Raw genomic sequence first — 16117 nt, forward strand, 5'->3', positions numbered from 1 at the left:
GGTTCCTGGCAGGCGGCGCCGGCGGCGCGGGAGCGTCAGGCCGGTCGCGGTACGACCTCCAGGTGCTGGGGCCCGTTGATGATGAAGGACTCCACGCGCGCGGGCTGCTGACCCGGGTGGGCCAGGGCGAGCTCGGGCAGCCGGCTGAAGAGCGTGCTCAGGGCGACCTCCGCTTCGAGGCGGGCGAGGTGCGCGCCGAGGCAGAAGTGGGGCCCGTGACCGAACGCGAGGTGTTCCTTGCTGGACCGTGTGGGGTCGAAGCGTTCGGGGCACTGCGGGTGCAGTTCCGGGTCGCGTCCGGCGGCCGCGAAGGCGACGGTGATCGCGTCGCCCTTGCGGATGACGACGCCTTCACCCAGGTCGATGTCCTCCAGGGCGCAGCGCATCGGTATGTGCATGATCGGGCCCTCGATGCGCAGCGTCTCCTCGATGACGTCCTTCCAGTCGATGGTCCCCTCGTGGATGCGGGTGAGGGTCTCGGGGTGGTCGAGCACGGCGTGGACGGCGCTGGTGATGAGGTTGACGGTGGTCTCGTAACCGGCGCCGATCATGAGGAAGAGCGTGCCGAGCAGTACGTCCTGGGACAGCGGCTCCTGGCCGGGGTCGGAGGGCAGCAGCAGGTCGCTGGTCAGGTCGGCGGCCGGGTGCTCCCGCTTGTAGCGCAGCAGTTCGCCGAGCCGCTCGTACAGGGTGTTGTTGGCGGCCAGTGCTTCCTCCGGGCCGAGGGAAGAGTTCAGCACCGCGTCGATCCCGGTGCCGATCTTGGTGCGCAGGTGGTCGGGGACGCCGAACAGGTCGCAGATGACGGTGATGGTCAGGGGCAGGGCCAGGGCCTGGCGGATGTCGGCGACGGCCCCCGGGGGCAGTGCGGCCAGTGCGTCGATCAGCCGGTCGGCCGTCGCCTGGACCTGCGGACGCATGCGTTCGACCTGCCGCGGTGAGAACGTGGGGGCCACGCGGCGCCGGGACCTGCGGTGCTCCTCGCCGTAGAAGTTGAAGAAGCTCTGCTGCAGGGCGAGGGCGGCCAGCGGCCAGCCGTCGGGCATGTGGGCGAGGTCGGGCCAGTGCTGTCGTATGTCGCGCGAGACGCGCGGGTCGTTGGTCAACGCCTGGATGACGCTGTGCCGGGTGACCGCCCAGGCGCGGACGGGGCCCGGCAGCTCCACCAGCACGGCGGGCGCCTCGCGCAGCGAGGTGGCTTCTGCGTGCATCGCCCGGCCGGTGGGATCGAGGACGGGGCAACGGGTGACGGACAGGGCTGTCATGGGGGACTTCCTGACTTCGGATCGGATGGGGAGGTACGTCGGTTCCGCTCAGCTGCCGGCGGTGGCGACGTCGGCGGGCGCGGCCACCGGCCGTGGGGCAGCGGCAGGTTGCACGGGTGAGCCGGCGGGGCGCTCGCGCAGGAACAGCGACGCAACCAGGCCGATGACGCCGGTCGCGGCCATGTACAGGGCGATGGGCGTCCAGCTGTGGTACTTGCCGAGCAGGGAGGTGGCGATGAGCGGGCTGACGGCGCCGCCGAGCAGACCGCCCACGTTGTAGCTGATGGACATCGCGGAGTAGCGCACCGCCGTGGGGAACAGCTGCGGGTAGAACGCCCCTTGGACGCCGTAGTTCGCGGCGAACCCGGCGAACAGCGCCAGGAAGCCGAGTGCCATCAGCGGCAACGACCTGGTCTCGAGCAGCGGGAACCAGGCGAACGGGGCCACCGTCATGACGACGATGCCGCCGACGAAGACCGCCTTGCGGGTGCGGCGGTCACCCAGCCGGCCGAACAACGGCATGGCGACGATCAGGAAGACGCACGACCCGGCGAGCAGCGTCAGCATCTCCGACCGGCCCACATGGATGGTCGAGGCGTATTTCAGCGAGAACACCGACCCGAGGTAGAACACCAGGAACATCGGGAGCGCCGACAGCGACGCGCACAGGGTGAGAAGACCGTGCCGCGACACGACCTCGAGCGCCGGTACGGTCCTGACCGCGCCCTGGGACTTCACCTGCTCGAACTCGGGGGTCTCCGCGAGCCGCAGCCGGACGCGCAGCGCGAAGGCCACGAGGATCGCGCTGAACAGGAACGGCAGTCGCCATCCCCACGACAGCACCTGCCGCTCCGGCAGCAGTGTGACGAGCAACAGGACGCCGTTGGCCAGCAGCAGTCCCCAGGCGTTGCCGGTGCCGACGACGGCGGTGAGGAAGCCGCGCTTGTTCGGCTGGGCGTTCTCCAGTGCCATGAGGAATCCGCCGCTGGACTCTCCGCCGAGCGAGCACCCCTGGACGAACCGGAGGACGGTCAGCAGGATCGGGGCGGCGACTCCGATCACGCGGTAGGTGGGGAGCAGGCCGATCAGGACCGTCGCGCCGCCCATCACGGTGAGCGTGGTGACCAGCGTCGTCTTGCGGCCCAGCCGGTCTCCGAGGTGCCCGAAGACGACGGCACCGAGCGGCCTGCCCACGAACGCGACCGCGAAGGTCGACAGCGACAGCAGCGTTGCGGTGGTGGGGGCGAAGGAAGGGAAGAACAGTTTGCCGAAGTACAGCGACGAGAACGACCCGTAGATGAGGAACTCGTAGAACTCGATGCTGTTGCCGATGAGGCTGCTCAGTACGGCTCTTCTGCGCTGCCCTTCGGATGTGAGGACGGGAACCATGGCGTCTCCGAGGCTCAATGGTCGACGGTGCCGGTGAGGTTGTGGGGCCGAGGGCCGGCCGAGCGGGCTGCGCCGGTGAAACGCCAGCCCGCTCGCCCATGGCATGAAGTGCGCCTGACGCGCGGCGCACGCCATCGCCTCGGCCGCCCCACCTGGTGAAGGGCGGGGAGCTAGCTGTGGAAGTCCTCCTCCCACCACTCCTGTGCCGAGCGCGTGAGCCGCTGCTCCTCGCGCCGGCGCAGTTCGGCCCGCTGTGTCTTGCCGGAGATGGTCTTGGGCAGTTCCGCGAACTCGATCCGGCGTATCCGCTTGTAGGGAGCGAGGTGTTCGCGGGCGTGCGCGAGGATCTGCTGCGCGGTCTGCGCCTCCGCCCGGTAGTCGGCGGCGAGTGCGATGTAGGCCTTGGGTACGGCCAGGCGCAGCGGCTCGGGTGAGGGCACCACCGCGGCGTCGGCGACGGCCGCGTGCCGCAGCAGCACGCTCTCCAGTTCGAAGGGGGAGATGCGGTAGTCGGACGCCTTGAAGACGTCGTCGCCGCGTCCCAGGTAGCGGAAGAGGCCCTCGGCGTCGCGAGTGGCGAAGTCGCCGGTGTGGTAGTGGCCGCCGTGCATGGCGCGTGCGGTCGCCTCGGGATCGCCGAGGTAGCCGCTCATCAGGCCCAGGGGCCGGCCGGCCAACGGCAGGCAGATCTCGCCCTCGGCAGAGCCGTCGGGGACGGGGGTGTTGGTCTGCGGGTCCAGCAGCGCCACGTCGTAGCCCGGCAGCGCCCAGCCCAACGCGCCCTCCACGGCCGGCATCCCCGGCGGGGTGCCGATCTGGGCGGTCGTCTCGGTCTGCCCGTAGCCGTCCCGTACCGTGACGCCCCAGGCGTCGCGGATGCGGTGCACGACCTCAGCGTTGAGCGGTTCCCCGGCGGCCACCGCCTCGCGCAGCCGCATCGGCCACCGGGTGAGGTCCTCCTGGATGAGGCTGCGCCACACGGTGGGCGGCGCGCAGAAGGAGGTCGCCGCGCAACGCGACATCATCTCCAGCAGCGGACGGGCTGCGAACCGGGGCTGGTTGACGACCAGGACCGTCGCCTGCGCGTTCCAGGGGGCGAACAGACAGCTCCAGGCGTGTTTCGCCCACCCGGGCGAGGAGATGTTCAGGTGCACGTCACCGGGGCGCAGACCGAGCCAGTACATGGTCGACAGGTGACCGACCGGATAGCTCAGCCCGGTGTGGCCGACCATCTTGGGACGGGCCGTGGTGCCCGAGGTGAAATAGATGAGCGACGGCTCCTCGGGTCGGGTCCGTACCGCTTCCCGCAGCGGTGCGGCGGCGTAGGCCCGCTGGTAGTCCTGCCAGCCCGCCACTGGGTCCCCGACGGCGACGCGGGTCCAACTGCCGTGCAGGCCGTCGAGTTTGGCGGTGAGGTCGCACTGCGCGATGACGTGCCGCACCGCGCCGCGCTCCAACCGTTCGGCCAGGTCGTCGGGGGTCAGCTGGACAGCCGCGGGGATGACCGCGGCGCCCAGCCGGAACGCGGCCAGCACGCATTCCCACAGCTCCACCCGGTTGCCGAGCATGAGCAGGACGCGGTCACCGCGCCGCACGCCGATCGACCGCAGCCATCCGGCGACCCGCCGGGATCGCTCGGCCAGTTCGGCGAAACTCAGTGCCGTGTCGGCGAGGACCGCGCCCTGCCGGTCGAGGTCGACCACGCGCAGCGCGGTGGCGTCGTTTCCGTCGGAGATGACGTCGAACCAGTCCGCGACCCAGCTGAACGTCTCGCCGAGCGCGGGCCGGGGGAAGGCGCGGGCGCGCGGCAGGTCCCCGTAGGAGGACAGCAGGTGGTCGCGGGCGCGCTGGAACGCGCCGGTTGCTGTACGCATGACGGCTACCTCCCGTTGAAGGTGGCGCGGCCGGGCCCGTCGGCGGCGAATCCCCGCATGCCGGTCAGCCGGTCCTCGGTGGCGAACAGGGCGGCGAAGACCGACCGTTCGATGGCCAGTCCGGAGGCGAGGTCGGTCGCCAGACCCTGGTCGACGGCCGTCTTGGCGGCGTGCAGGGCCAGTGCGGGGCCCTTTTCGAAGCGCCGCGCCCACCGCAGCGCGCTCTGCAGCACCTGGTCGGTCGGCACGACCTGGTCCACCAGGCCCAGCTCCAGGGCTTCGTCGGCACCGACCTGGCGGCCGGTGAAGATGAGTTCCTTGGCCTTGGCGGGGCCGATCAGCCGCGGCAGCCGCTGGGTGCCGCCGGCTCCGGGGATGACGCCGAGCAGGACCTCGGGCAGCCCCAGGCGTGCCTCGGTTCCGCAGATACGGGCGTCGGCGGTCAGTGCCAGCTCCAAACCGCCGCCGAGGGCGGGTCCGTTGATCGCGGCCACCACCGGTTTGGGGATGGCGGCCACCGCGTCGAAGGCGCCTTGGAGCACCGGCGCGTGCCGCACCATCTCGGCGTGCGTCATCGCGGCCATCTCCTTGATGTCGCCGCCTGCCGAGAAGGCCGTGGGCCCGCCGTGCAGGACCACCGAGCGGACCCGCTCGTCGGCTGAGGCCTGCTCGGCCGCGGCGCGCAGCGCGGACTGTGCCGCACGGTCGAGCACGTTCAGCGGCGGCCGGTCCAGGCGCAGGATGCCCAACGCTCCGTCGAGGTCCAGCCACGCGGAGAGGCGTTCTACCGTGGGTGTGCTCGTCATGACCACAGCAGGCCTCCGTTCACTTCGAGGACGTGGCCGTTGACGTAGCTCGATTCGGGTCCGGCCAGGAAGACGGCCGCGTCGGCGGCCTCGTCGGCGCCGCCGGGCCGGCCGAGCGCCAGCCGGGTCTTGTAGCGCGCCCAGATCTTGTCGTTCTCGGTGAGCTGCTGGCCCATGCCCTCGTCGAGGATGCCGGGGGCCAGGGAGTTGACCAGGATGCCGCGGGGGCCGAGCTCGATGGCGCTGACGCGGGTGAACATCTCCACCGCGGCCTTGGTGGCGCAGTATCCGGCCGCTCCGATGGCGACCCGGGTGGCCATGCTGGAGGAGACGTTGACGATCCGGGCGGCCTGGCTGCGTTCCAGGTAGGGAATCGCCGCCTGGGTGCACAAGAACACCCCGGTCAGGTTGGTGGCCACCATGTCCTGCCAGTCGGCGACCGGCAGCCGGTCCACCCGTCCGTCCCGGCTCACGCCGGCGTTGGCGACCAGGATGTCCACGCCGCCGAAGCGCTCGGCGGTCTCGGCCATCAGTGCGGCGACGGAGTCTGGGCTGGTGACGTCGACCGGGACGTAGGCGCCGCGGCCGGGGGAGAGGTCGAGGACCTCCTTGATGTCGTACGGGTTGCGTGCCGCGCAGACCACTTGCGCGCCCTCGAGCAGGTAGCGTTGCGCGATCGCCCGGCCCAGTCCCCGGGAGCCCCCGGTGATCACGGCCGTCTTTCCGGCGAGCCTCATCATGATTGTCCTTGCCTGACGTCGGGGACCGGGAGCACGGCGGAGCAGCCGGCCGTACCGATCACATCGAAGGGCGATCCGCAGCCGCGGCAGTCGTAGGGCACCTTGCAGACCGCGCCGCCGAAGCGGCCGGCCCGTACGACGTCGTCGCCGGCGCAGTAGGGGCATCGGGGTGTGTTGCCCGCCACGCGGTAGCCGGCGGCTTGCAGGGCGTCGTGGCCGGCGCTGGTCACCGCCGTGGGCTGCCACGCGCCGCGCTCCCACACGATCTCGATTCCGTGCCCCGGCGCGGCGTCGGTCAGGGCGGAGCGCACCCGGCGGGCGATCTCGCCGCGGGCGGGGCAGCTGAGCCGGGTGGGGGCGAGGTGGACCACGATCCGGCCCTCGGTCCGGGACACCGAGCGCACCACTCCGAGGTCGCCCAGGTTCACGTCGATCTCCGGATCGCGCACCTCGGCGACGACGCCGGTGAGCGGGTCGGGGCTCACAGGAACACCTCCGCGTCGTAGTGCTCGCGGACGAGGCGGCCGCGTGCGAGGCAGTCGGCCAGGACGCTGCCGCCCATCCCCGCGGCTCGCGGCACCGGCAGGTGCGGCAGGCGTGAGCCGGGGCCGCCGCTGTCGCCGACCAGTGCGGCCAGACGCTCATGCAGCGCTTCCGTGCGGGCGTCGTGCGGTGCGGCGCCGAACAGGTCGCCGGCGCAGTGCGTCACGTCGGCGTAGGCCTGCGTGAACTCCTCATGTGTCTCGGGCCAGGCGGCCAGCGCCCGCGCCCACCGCCGCCAGTGGTCCAGGTGGACCAGTTGTTCGTCGCGGATGGCGGCGATCGCGGGCTCGTCGTCGGCGCGCTCCTCGGCGAGCACGCTGACGGCCGCGGCGATCACCAGCCCGCACGCCACGGTGGACGGCCAGTCGCCGAGCCGGCCGATGACACGGGAGACCTGCCACTGCTCCTGCGGCCGTTCGAAGAAGTGGGTGTCGGCGGCGGCCTCGTCGAATCCGTGCAGCGACAGGATCGTCTCGGCGTGTGCCAGCGCTTCCTGCCCGATCGAGCCGACCGCCAGCGACTCCTCCAGGTCGATGTAGTCGACGATGCGTTCGCCCAGCCGGTTGCCCAGCACGAACAGGTCGTCGGCGAGTGCCAGCCACAGTCCGGTCCGGGCGCGATCGGCGCTTTCGCGCGTGTCGTTGTCGTGCGGGGCCTCGGAGCGCTGCTGCGGGGCGGTGTCCGGGGCAGCGGCGCGGTCGCGGCGGCGGGTGGTGGGGAAGCCGGGCTGACGGTGCGGCATCCGGGTCTTGGCGGCGAGCAGGCCGCGGTCGTCGGCGCTGGAGACGATCAGGTCGGTGCGCCGTACCACCCAGAGCCGAAAGAGGTCGTCGCGGCGCCCGTAGGTCTCCTTGGCCAGGTGCCAGGCGGCGTCCCGGCGCGGCGCGACGAGCGAGCCGACGTGGTTGAGCGGCGAGCCGCTGCCGGTCTGCGTGAACACCTCGTAGACGTCGGTGTCGGTGGGCACGTGCGGCATCACGCCACCCCCCGCAGCGCGCGCCGGTATCGCGTGTTGCGGTCCAGGGCGGCGCGCACCCAGTCCAGCCGGCGCTGCGACGCGGGGCCGCCGCCTGCGATGACCTTCTTCACCTCGGCCCAGTCGGGCATCGCGAACTCCCACGCGCCCGAGGGCGTCTGGCGGGCCAGCGCGGGATCCACGTGCACGCCGAGCTTCTGGAAGACCGGAATGATCTTGCTGAGCCAGGCCTGGCGCAGTTCGTCGTTGCCGTCGGGCTTCAGGCCGATCTGGTGCATGCGGTTGGCGTGCAGTGTCTCGGTGTCTGGGGGACCGAGGTAGGCGAGCACCCGCGGCAGCCACATCTCGAACCCCTCCTGCACGCGGCGGCGCTGGTCGGCGTCTCCGTGCGTCAGCACCTCGTGGGTCAGGTCCAGGGCGTGCTGGTAGTGGAAGGACTCCTCGCGTTCGATCTTGCGCAGCGCCCGGGCGTACGGCAGGTAGACGCCCTTCATCAGCGACCGGAACTGGAAGATCGCCGCCGAGTTCATCAGGAGGAGCCCCGGACCGAACTCCTCCCAGGTCTCGAAGGAGTAGTGGAAGATGTTGTGTACCTTCGAGCGGCCCTCCAGGTAGTCCACCAGGATCCGCTCGCGTGGCATGCCCAGGTCCTCGGCGACCCGTGCGGCCACGTGCCCGTGGCCCACCTCGTCCTGGACCTTGGCCATCAGCATCTGCCGCCTGGTGTAGCTGGGCGCGCGGTCCAGCCACTCGGCGAACGGCAGCACGCCCACCAGCTCGTTGAGAGCCTGGACGGTGGCGAACCGCCGTGCGCCCTCGCGTACCTCGTCGGGCATCGGGTCCCACAGTTCGTAGCAGCGGAGTCCGGCCGCTGTCGCTGTCGGCATGTCTGGTTCCTTTCGCAGCGCTTGCATGGTTTGCAGCGGTGTCGCGGGGCTCAGTACCAGCGGACGACCACGGCCCCCGCGGTCATGCCGCCGCCCACTCCGGCCAGCACCAGGCGCTCGCCCTGGCGGAACGGCCGCAGTTCGTTCTCCGCGCGCAGGGTGAGAGGGATGGAGGCGGTGGCGGTGTTGCCGAACTGCGGTGCGGTCAGCGGCACCCGGGCGGGGTCGACGCCGAGTTCGCGCGTGCACGCTTCCACCAGGCGGGTGTTGGCCTGGTGCAGGATGAAGCGGTCCACGTCCGCCAGCCGGACGCCGGCCGAGTCGAGCGCTTCGCCGACGACCTTGGGCAGCACGCCGAGCGCGTACTCGCGCACCTCGCGGCCCCGCATGCGGAACAGGTGCTCGCCCGCCTCCCGGCTGCGGGCATCCAGCGGCGTACGGGTGCCGCCGGCGGGCACCTCGACCAGCTCGCGGTGTTCGCCGTGGGCGACCAGCCGCCAGCCCAGCACGCCGTATCCGTCGGGCACCGGGCCGAGCAGTACCGCACCGGCCCCGTCGCCGAAGAGGCTGACGGTGCGCCGGTCGGAGCGGTTCATCAGCGAGGAGTACATGTCGGTGCCGACCACCAGGGCGTGATCGCCGCCCTGGCCGGCCAGCCGCGCCGACAGCATCGATTCGGCGACCGCCAGCGCGTACAGGAAGCCCGAGCACACCGCGTTGACGTCGAACGCCGCAACGTCGGACAGGCCGAGCTTGTTCTGCAGGATCGCCCCGGTGGAGGGCTGTGGCTGGTCCGGGGTCGAGGTGGCCACGACCATCACACCGAGCCGGGCCACCGCCTCCGGCAGCGCGCCCAGCGCCTCGCGCGCGGCGTGCAGCGCCAGGTCGGAGGTGACGGTGCCGGGCTCCCGGTACCTGCGCTCCAGGATGCCGGTCCGCTCGACGATCCAGTTCTCCTCCGCGCCCGTCCACTCGGCGACCTGCGCATTGTCGATGACCAGCGGCGGCACGTGACCGCCGAGGCCGAGGAATCCGAAGCCCATCACACGCCCTTCGCCGCAGCCTGGTCGTGCGATGTCCCGTCCGGTACCTGGACGACGGCGCAGGCCCAGGTCCAGGCCGCCCCACCGCTGATCACCAACGCGACGTCGCCCGGCTCGAGGGGCACCTGGTCGCGCAGGTCGGCGAGGTTCGCCAGGAAGTCCCCGCACCCCAGGTGGCCGGTGGCGGAGCCGAAGCGCAGGGCCTCGGCCTTGAGCAGCTCGTTGAGCACCGGGCCGTAGATCGAGTCGAGCAGGCTCGCCCCGAGCCGCGGCAGCGCGATGTACTTGATGCGCGGGTCGTCGGGCGTCAGCCCCGCGTCGTGCAGACTGTCTGCGATCACCTTGCGGATGTTGTGGCCGGCGATGGTCTCGAACTTCGTCCTGCCGTACTGCGCCAGATAGGACTTCTTGGGAGTGCGCAGGTCGATGAAGCCGTCGTGCCACATGGGAGCCGGGCTGAAGTCGTTGCCGTGCCGCATCATCAGCTCGAACTGGGCGTCGGTCGCGGTGGCCAGGGACAGCAGGGCGTAGTCGTCGGGTTCCGTGTCGCCCCGATGCACCAGGGCCGCGGTCCCGGCGTCACCGAAGCCGAGCCCGTAGTCGGAGGTCCAGCGGTCCATTCCGGGAGGGCAGAACCGGTCGCCCGTCGTGACGAGCACGGCACCGAGCCCGGCGTCGGCGTCCAGGTGCATCCCGGCCAGCTGGAGGGCCAACGCGCCGGCGTTGCAGCCTTGTTGGACGCCGTAGGGCGTGGCGTGCCCGGCGCCGACCGCTTGGGCCACGTAGTGCGGCGGCGACCACATGTCATGGCCCTGGTGGTAGATCCAGGTGTGCAGGACCAGACCGATGGCGGACGGGCTCCAGCCCGCCCTGCTCAGCGCGGCACGGCCGGCCTCCGCCGCCATCTCGGGGGCGGACAGTGTGGCCGAGAACGGCAGGTGGCTGACGCCGAGCCGCTCCGCGTCCGAGTCGGTCAGCTTCCCGGCCGCCACGGCGTCCTCGACGTTCTCGCGGTCCGGTGGAAACCATGAGGTCACGGTCTTGATCCGCAGATCGTTTCCGAATTTCATGCAGGCTCCTTCGAAAGCTCGGGATCCGTGTCGAGTGCGGGTCGCCGGCCGACGAGCGGGGGCCGGGTGAGTGCTCGGCAGTTCGTACGGCCGGGAAGAGGGGCACGCCGTTCCAGGCGCCGTGCGATACGCAGGTCGTCGACCACCGGGGTGGTCGTTGGCGCACTGGGCCACCAGTGGCTTCCGGCCCACAATCGCATACCTTCGCAGAGGTATGTAACTGCGACGGGGTGCGGCGCCCGTGAGCGAGCACTGGAGCGCACTGGGCCTGCGGGCGCCACCCGTGGCGCCAAGCACCGTCTTGCGCCGTCGGTGTCGCGCGGCGGCGTCTGCCCCTGTGCAAGTGAGGACCATCCTCACTTGCACAAGGTGGGGTCCGGCCCTCTGTACGGCCCGTGCCGCGGTCGGGGTGGCGTGCCTCAACTGTGCGATCCCGAGGTGAAGTTGGCCGATCCCGGCTCCCGTCCCAGATTTACATACCTTCACGAAGGGATTATTCTCGAGCGCAGAACCCACCTCGGGCGGCCACCGCCCCGCTCACCCCGAAGGAAGAAGCCACCCCATGGCCACCACAGACTCCCGATCGCCACGGTGGGCCGGGTACACACTCGCCCTGCTGGCGTTCACCCAGTTCATCGTCACCATCGACTACAACATCGTCTACGTGGCGCTGCCGGACATCGGCAGCCAGCTCGGCTTCTCCGCGCAGTCGCTGCAGTGGGTCGTCAGCGCCTACGCGGTCGCGCTGGGCGGACTGCTGCTGTTCGGAGGCCGCGCGGCCGACCGGATCGGCCCGCGACGCATGCTGGTGACCGGACTCGTCATCTACGCGCTCTCCTCCCTCACCGGCGGACTCGCGGAGAACGCCGGACTCCTGGTGTCCGCTCGTGCCCTGCAGGGTGTGGGCGGTGCGCTGCTGACGCCGGCGACGCTGATGCTCATCTTCACCACGTTCGCCCCGGGCCCGGAGCGCAACCGGGCCACGTCCGTGTGGGGCGCCGTCGGCAGCGCGGGCCTGGCGGCCGGCTCGCTGTTCGGCGGGGTGCTGACCAGTGCCTTCGGCTGGAGCTGGGTCTTCTTCGTCAACGTCCCGCTCGCGCTGATCGCGGCGTTCGCCGCCACCCGGATCCTGCCGCCCGACCGCCCGCTCGGCACCGGCCGCAGCTTCGACGCCGTCGGTGCCGTAGTCGCCACCATCGGTTCGACGCTGCTGGTGTTCGGCCTGGTCAGCGGCCCGGCCAAGGGCTGGGGCTCGCTGGAGGGCGCCGGCGCTCTGGCGGCCGGCGCGCTGCTGCTGGCGGTCTTCGTGCTGATTGAGAAGCGCTCCGCCGACCCCCTGGTGCCCCTGAAGCTGTTCCGCCTGCGGGGCCTGAACGTCCCCATGCTGGCGTTGATCGTCTTCCAGGCATCTCTGGGCGGTACGTACTACCTGCTCACCACCTACTTGCAGTCCGTGCTGAACTACAGCCCGTTCGCCGCCGGTATCGCCTTCCTGCCGCCGACCGTGATCTGCATGGTGGTGGCGATGAAGCTCAACGCCCGGGTGCTGGGTCTGCTGGGGGTCCGCACGACGCTCTTCCTCGGCACCGTAGGCACCTCCGTCGGACTGGCCGCGATCATCGCCGGCATGTCCACACACGGCTCCTACTGGGCACTGCTGCCGGGGATCGTGATCTGGGGCGCCGGCGGCGGCTTCGCCTTCCCGTCGCTCTTCGTCGCGGTGGCGTCCTCGGGGGCCGAACCGGCCCAGCAGGGGGTCGCCTCGGCGCTCGCCTCCACGTGCCGTCAGATCGGCGGCGCCCTCGGCCTCGCGGCTCTGGTCGCGGTGGCCAACGCGCACGCCGGCCACAACCCCGACCCGCACGCGCTGGTCGGCGGGCTGCGGATGGCAGGGTGGGTCGCGGCCGTCGGGACACTCGGCGGCGCGTTCATCGGACTCGGCCTGAAGAAGCAGCCCCGGCCGGCCCCCACGCCTGCCACCACCCCGGCGTCGACACCGGAAGTCACCGATGCCGCCACGCAGGCGGGCTGACGCCGCTGCAACCCAGTGAGTAACCCGGGCTCCCGCGCCCCGACCGGTGCGGGCGCCCGGAACGGGGGTGTCGCGGCGTTTGCACGACGCGGACCACCGGTGGCATGAACGGCGCCTACACGTGCTTGCCGGCGAGACGGCGCTCGCCGGCCCCGCTCGCCGACCGTGCGTCGGCCTTGGCGAAAATCCTGTGTGCGGGCGGCCGGGCAGGCGGCGCAGGACGGCGTCCTGGACTCGGCCACCCTCTGCACGGCCGGCAAAGAGGCCGCCGCTGCCGACCGCCCCCGCCACGGCACCGCGACAGCAACCGACGGATGAGACGTCGACAGCGATCGCTCAACCGTCCCCCTGCCGGGACCGCGGCACGATCCCCCTCTCCCACGGGGTTGACGACCGGGCACGGCGTCCTCCGGCACCGCGATCCGCGAGATCAAGGACGACAGGAGCTTTCCGATGCTTGTCCAGACCAGCCCGTCCGCCGAGGCCGAGGCGCCTCCCGCGAAGGAGGTCCGCCGGCTGGACCGGGTGATCATCCGGTTCGCGGGAGACTCCGGCGACGGCATGCAACTGACGGGCGATCGCTTCACGTCGCAGACCGCCTCGTTCGGCAACGACCTGTCCACGCTGCCGAACTTCCCCGCGGAGATCCGGGCGCCCGCAGGAACCCTGCCGGGCGTGTCCTCCTTCCAGCTGCACTTCGCCGATCACGACATCCTCACGCCCGGCGACGCGCCGGACGTGCTGGTCGCGATGAACCCGGCCGCCTTGAAGGCGAACCTGCCGGACGTGCCGCGCGGCGCCGAGATCATCCTCAACACCGACGAGTTCACCGAGCGCGCACTGGCCAAGGCCGGGTATCGGACAAGCCCGCTCGAGGACGGCTCCCTGGACGGCTACAGCGTGCATCCGGTACCGCTGGGGACCCTGACGGTGGAGGCACTGAAGGAGCACGGGCTGTCCCGCAAGGACGCCGACCGGTCGAAGAACATGTTCGCGCTGGGCCTGCTGTCGTGGATGTACCACCGGCCCACGGAAGGCACGGAAGCTTTCCTGCGGCGCAAGTTCGCCAAGAAGCCGGCCATCGCCGAGGCGAACATCGCCGCCTTCCGGGCGGGCTGGAACTTCGGCGAGACGACCGAGGACTTCGCGGTCTCGTACGAGGTGGCTCCGGCTCTGAAGGCGTTTACGCCGGGTACCTACCGTTCCATCTCCGGCAACCTCGCGCTGTCCTACGGGCTGGTCGCCGCGTCCCGCCAGGCGGACCTGCCGCTGTTCCTCGGCTCGTATCCGATCACCCCGGCCTCGGACATACTGCACGAGCTGAGCAAGCACAAGAACTTCGGCGTACGCACCTTCCAGGCCGAGGACGAGATCGCCGGCATCGGCGCCGCCCTGGGCGCGGCCTTCGGAGGTTCGCTGGGCGTGACGACGACCTCGGGTCCGGGGATCGCGCTGAAGTCGGAGACCATCGGCCTGGCGGTCTCGCTGGAGCTGCCGCTGCTGGTGATCGACATCCAGCGAGGCGGGCCGTCGACCGGGCTGCCGACCAAGACCGAGCAGGCGGACCTGCTCCAGGCGATGTTCGGGCGCAACGGCGAGGCGCCGGTACCGCTGATCGCCCCGGCCACGCCGTCGGACTGCTTCGACGCGGCGCTGGACGCCGCCCGGATCGCGCTGACGTACCGCACTCCCGTCCTGCTGCTGTCGGACGGGTACCTGGCCAACGGCTCCGAGCCCTGGCGGATCCCGGACACCGGTGAACTGCCCGACCTGCGCGTGCAGTTCGCCTCCGAGCCGAACCACACTTTGGACGACGGCACCGAGGTCTTCTGGCCGTACAAGCGCGACGAGCACACCCTGGCACGGCCGTGGGCCATCCCCGGCACGCCGGGCCTCGAGCACCGTATCGGCGGCATCGAGAAGGCCGACGGCTCGGGCAACATCTCCTACGACCCGGCCAACCACGACTTCATGGTCCGCACCCGGCAGGCCAAGATCGACGGGATCGACGTACCGGCTCTGGACGTGGACGACCCGCACGGGGCCCGCACGCTGGTGCTGGGCTGGGGATCGACGTACGGACCGATCACGGCGGCGGTACGACGCCTGCGGGCGGCCGGCGAGTCGATCGCGCAGGCACACCTTCGCCACCTCAACCCCTTCCCGCGCAACCTCGGCGAGATCCTGTCCCGGTACGACCGCGTCGTCGTCCCCGAGATGAACCTCGGACAGCTGGCCACGTTGATCCGCGCGCGATACCTGGTGGACGCCCATTCCCACAACCAGGTAAACGGCATGCCGTTCAAGGCGGAACAGCTTGCCACGGTGCTGAAGGAGGCCATCGATGACTGACGCCGCAAACGCACTGCTGCAACTGGTCCCCAAGGCCGAGGCCAGGCAGTCCATGAAGGACTACAAGTCCGATCAGGAGGTCCGCTGGTGCCCCGGCTGCGGTGACTACGCCGTCCTCGCCGCCGTGCAGGGCTTCATGCCCCAACTCGGCCTGGCGAGGGAGAACATCGTCTTCGTCTCCGGCATCGGCTGCTCCTCCCGCTTCCCGTACTACATGAACACCTACGGGATGCACTCCATCCACGGCCGTGCCCCCGCCATCGCCACCGGCCTTGCTGCCTCGCGCCGTGACCTGTCGGTGTGGGTGGTCACGGGTGACGGCGACGCGCTGTCCATCGGCGGCAACCACCTCATCCACGCCCTGCGCCGCAACGTCAACCTCAAGATCCTCCTCTTCAACAACCGGATCTACGGACTGACCAAGGGCCAGTACTCGCCCACCTCCGAAGTCGGCAAGGTCACCAAGTCGACGCCGATGGGCTCCCTCGACACCCCCTTCAACCCGGTCTCCCTAGCCCTGGGCGCCGAGGCATCCTTCGTCGCCCGCACCGTCGACTCCGACCGCAAACACCTCACCGAGGTCCTGCGGCAGGCCGCCGACCACCCCGGCACCGCCCTGGTGGAGATCTACCAGAACTGCAACATCTTCAACGACGGCGCCTTCGAAGTCCTCAAGGACAAGGAGCAGGCCCAGGAGGCCGTCATCCGCCTCGAGCACGGCGAGCCGATCCGCTTCGGCACGCCTCTCGCGGACGAGAAGGGCGCCAAGGGCGTCGTGCGGGACCCCGCCACCGGCGACCTGCAGATCGTCGACGTCACCCCGGAGAACGAGGCGCGAATCCTCATCCACGATGCCCACGCGGCGTCCCCGGCCACGGCCTTCGCGCTCTCCCGCCTCGCCGACCCGGCCACCTTGCACCACACCCCCATCGGCGTACTGCGCTCGGTCGACCGCCCGGTCTACGACACCGAGATGGCCCTGCAGCTCGACACCGCTGTTGAGATGCAGGGCAAGGGCGACCTCGCTGCCCTCCTCGCCGGCGGCGACACCTGGACTGTGCGGTCGGCTCCGGGCCGCCGCCCGCTATGACGACCGTCAAAATGCAGCGGGGGGACAGGACATGGGTACCAGCGGGAACC

13 protein-coding genes are annotated in these 16117 nt (G+C 71.0%); 3 read left to right on the forward strand and 10 right to left on the reverse strand.

All coding sequences use genetic code 11. From position 1 onward, the window contains the following. Positions 1–35: 35 nt before the first annotated feature. The 10 genes from ACWGJM_RS35325 to ACWGJM_RS35370 form a co-directional block, all read right to left on the reverse strand. A complete protein-coding gene (locus tag ACWGJM_RS35325) occupies positions 36–1265 on the reverse strand; it encodes a cytochrome P450 family protein (RefSeq protein WP_453415850.1) in 1230 nt (409 codons plus the stop codon). Positions 1266–1313: 48 nt separating this feature from the next. Then, positions 1314–2672: an MFS transporter gene (locus ACWGJM_RS35330; protein WP_453415851.1), complete on the reverse strand. Its 1359-nt coding sequence runs from the start codon at positions 2670–2672 to the stop codon at positions 1314–1316. A gap of 152 nt (positions 2673–2824) precedes the next feature. Continuing rightward, the gene (locus ACWGJM_RS35335) at positions 2825–4528 is read right to left on the reverse strand and encodes an AMP-binding protein (RefSeq protein ID WP_453415852.1); all 1704 of its coding nucleotides are present in this window, start codon (positions 4526–4528) and stop codon (positions 2825–2827) included. A gap of 5 nt (positions 4529–4533) precedes the next feature. After that, positions 4534–5334, reverse strand: a complete 801-nt coding sequence (locus ACWGJM_RS35340; protein WP_453415853.1) for an enoyl-CoA hydratase/isomerase family protein — start codon at positions 5332–5334, stop codon at positions 4534–4536. Continuing rightward, positions 5331–6074, reverse strand: a complete 744-nt coding sequence (locus ACWGJM_RS35345; protein WP_453415854.1) for an SDR family NAD(P)-dependent oxidoreductase — start codon at positions 6072–6074, stop codon at positions 5331–5333. The genes ACWGJM_RS35340 and ACWGJM_RS35345 overlap by 4 nt, the downstream gene beginning before the upstream one ends. Then, on the reverse strand, positions 6071–6559 hold the full coding sequence (locus tag ACWGJM_RS35350; RefSeq protein ID WP_453415855.1) for a PaaD-like zinc ribbon domain-containing protein: 489 nt from the start codon (positions 6557–6559) through the stop codon (positions 6071–6073). Before ACWGJM_RS35350 ends, ACWGJM_RS35345 begins: the two co-directional genes overlap by 4 nt. Next, the gene (locus ACWGJM_RS35355) at positions 6556–7593 is read right to left on the reverse strand and encodes a Phenylacetic acid catabolic protein (protein ID WP_453415856.1); all 1038 of its coding nucleotides are present in this window, start codon (positions 7591–7593) and stop codon (positions 6556–6558) included. The genes ACWGJM_RS35350 and ACWGJM_RS35355 overlap by 4 nt, the downstream gene beginning before the upstream one ends. Then, positions 7593–8480, reverse strand: a complete 888-nt coding sequence (locus ACWGJM_RS35360; RefSeq protein WP_453415857.1) for a Phenylacetic acid catabolic protein — start codon at positions 8478–8480, stop codon at positions 7593–7595. Before ACWGJM_RS35360 ends, ACWGJM_RS35355 begins: the two co-directional genes overlap by 1 nt. 50 nt (positions 8481–8530) lie before the next feature. After that, positions 8531–9523, reverse strand: a complete 993-nt coding sequence (locus ACWGJM_RS35365) for a 3-oxoacyl-ACP synthase III family protein (protein WP_453415858.1) — start codon at positions 9521–9523, stop codon at positions 8531–8533. Then, complete coding sequence (locus ACWGJM_RS35370; protein ID WP_453415859.1) at positions 9523–10593, reverse strand: ketoacyl-ACP synthase III family protein; 1071 nt, start codon at positions 10591–10593, stop codon at positions 9523–9525. The genes ACWGJM_RS35365 and ACWGJM_RS35370 overlap by 1 nt, the downstream gene beginning before the upstream one ends. Before the next feature lie 562 nt (positions 10594–11155). Between ACWGJM_RS35370 and ACWGJM_RS35375 the strand changes: the two genes are divergently transcribed. The 3 genes from ACWGJM_RS35375 (at position 11156) to ACWGJM_RS35385 (ending at position 16067) form a co-directional block, all read left to right on the forward strand. Beyond that, complete coding sequence (locus ACWGJM_RS35375) at positions 11156–12625, forward strand: MFS transporter (RefSeq protein WP_453415860.1); 1470 nt, start codon at positions 11156–11158, stop codon at positions 12623–12625. Positions 12626–13078: 453 nt separating this feature from the next. After that, complete coding sequence (locus ACWGJM_RS35380; protein WP_453415861.1) at positions 13079–14977, forward strand: 2-oxoacid:acceptor oxidoreductase subunit alpha; 1899 nt, start codon at positions 13079–13081, stop codon at positions 14975–14977. Next, positions 14970–16067 (forward strand): 2-oxoacid:ferredoxin oxidoreductase subunit beta, encoded by a 1098-nt coding sequence (locus ACWGJM_RS35385; RefSeq protein WP_453415862.1) that lies wholly within the window; start codon positions 14970–14972, stop codon positions 16065–16067. The genes ACWGJM_RS35380 and ACWGJM_RS35385 overlap by 8 nt, the downstream gene beginning before the upstream one ends. Positions 16068–16117 lie beyond the last annotated feature (50 nt).

The sequence above is a fragment of the Streptomyces sp. NPDC054834 genome (genome assembly GCF_053611185.1).

Coding starts and splice junctions, on each gene's coding strand:
- ACWGJM_RS35375 (WP_453415860.1), top strand. CDS start 11,156: ATGGCCACCACAGACTCCCGATCGCCACGGTGGGCCGGGTACACACTC.
- ACWGJM_RS35370 (WP_453415859.1), bottom strand. CDS start 10,593: ATGAAATTCGGAAACGATCTGCGGATCAAGACCGTGACCTCATGGTTT.
- ACWGJM_RS35325 (WP_453415850.1), bottom strand. CDS start 1,265: ATGACAGCCCTGTCCGTCACCCGTTGCCCCGTCCTCGATCCCACCGGC.
- ACWGJM_RS35340 (WP_453415853.1), bottom strand. CDS start 5,334: ATGACGAGCACACCCACGGTAGAACGCCTCTCCGCGTGGCTGGACCTC.
- ACWGJM_RS35335 (WP_453415852.1), bottom strand. CDS start 4,528: ATGCGTACAGCAACCGGCGCGTTCCAGCGCGCCCGCGACCACCTGCTG.
- ACWGJM_RS35360 (WP_453415857.1), bottom strand. CDS start 8,480: ATGCCGACAGCGACAGCGGCCGGACTCCGCTGCTACGAACTGTGGGAC.
- ACWGJM_RS35365 (WP_453415858.1), bottom strand. CDS start 9,523: ATGGGCTTCGGATTCCTCGGCCTCGGCGGTCACGTGCCGCCGCTGGTC.
- ACWGJM_RS35380 (WP_453415861.1), top strand. CDS start 13,079: ATGCTTGTCCAGACCAGCCCGTCCGCCGAGGCCGAGGCGCCTCCCGCG.
- ACWGJM_RS35355 (WP_453415856.1), bottom strand. CDS start 7,593: ATGCCGCACGTGCCCACCGACACCGACGTCTACGAGGTGTTCACGCAG.
- ACWGJM_RS35385 (WP_453415862.1), top strand. CDS start 14,970: ATGACTGACGCCGCAAACGCACTGCTGCAACTGGTCCCCAAGGCCGAG.
- ACWGJM_RS35345 (WP_453415854.1), bottom strand. CDS start 6,074: ATGATGAGGCTCGCCGGAAAGACGGCCGTGATCACCGGGGGCTCCCGG.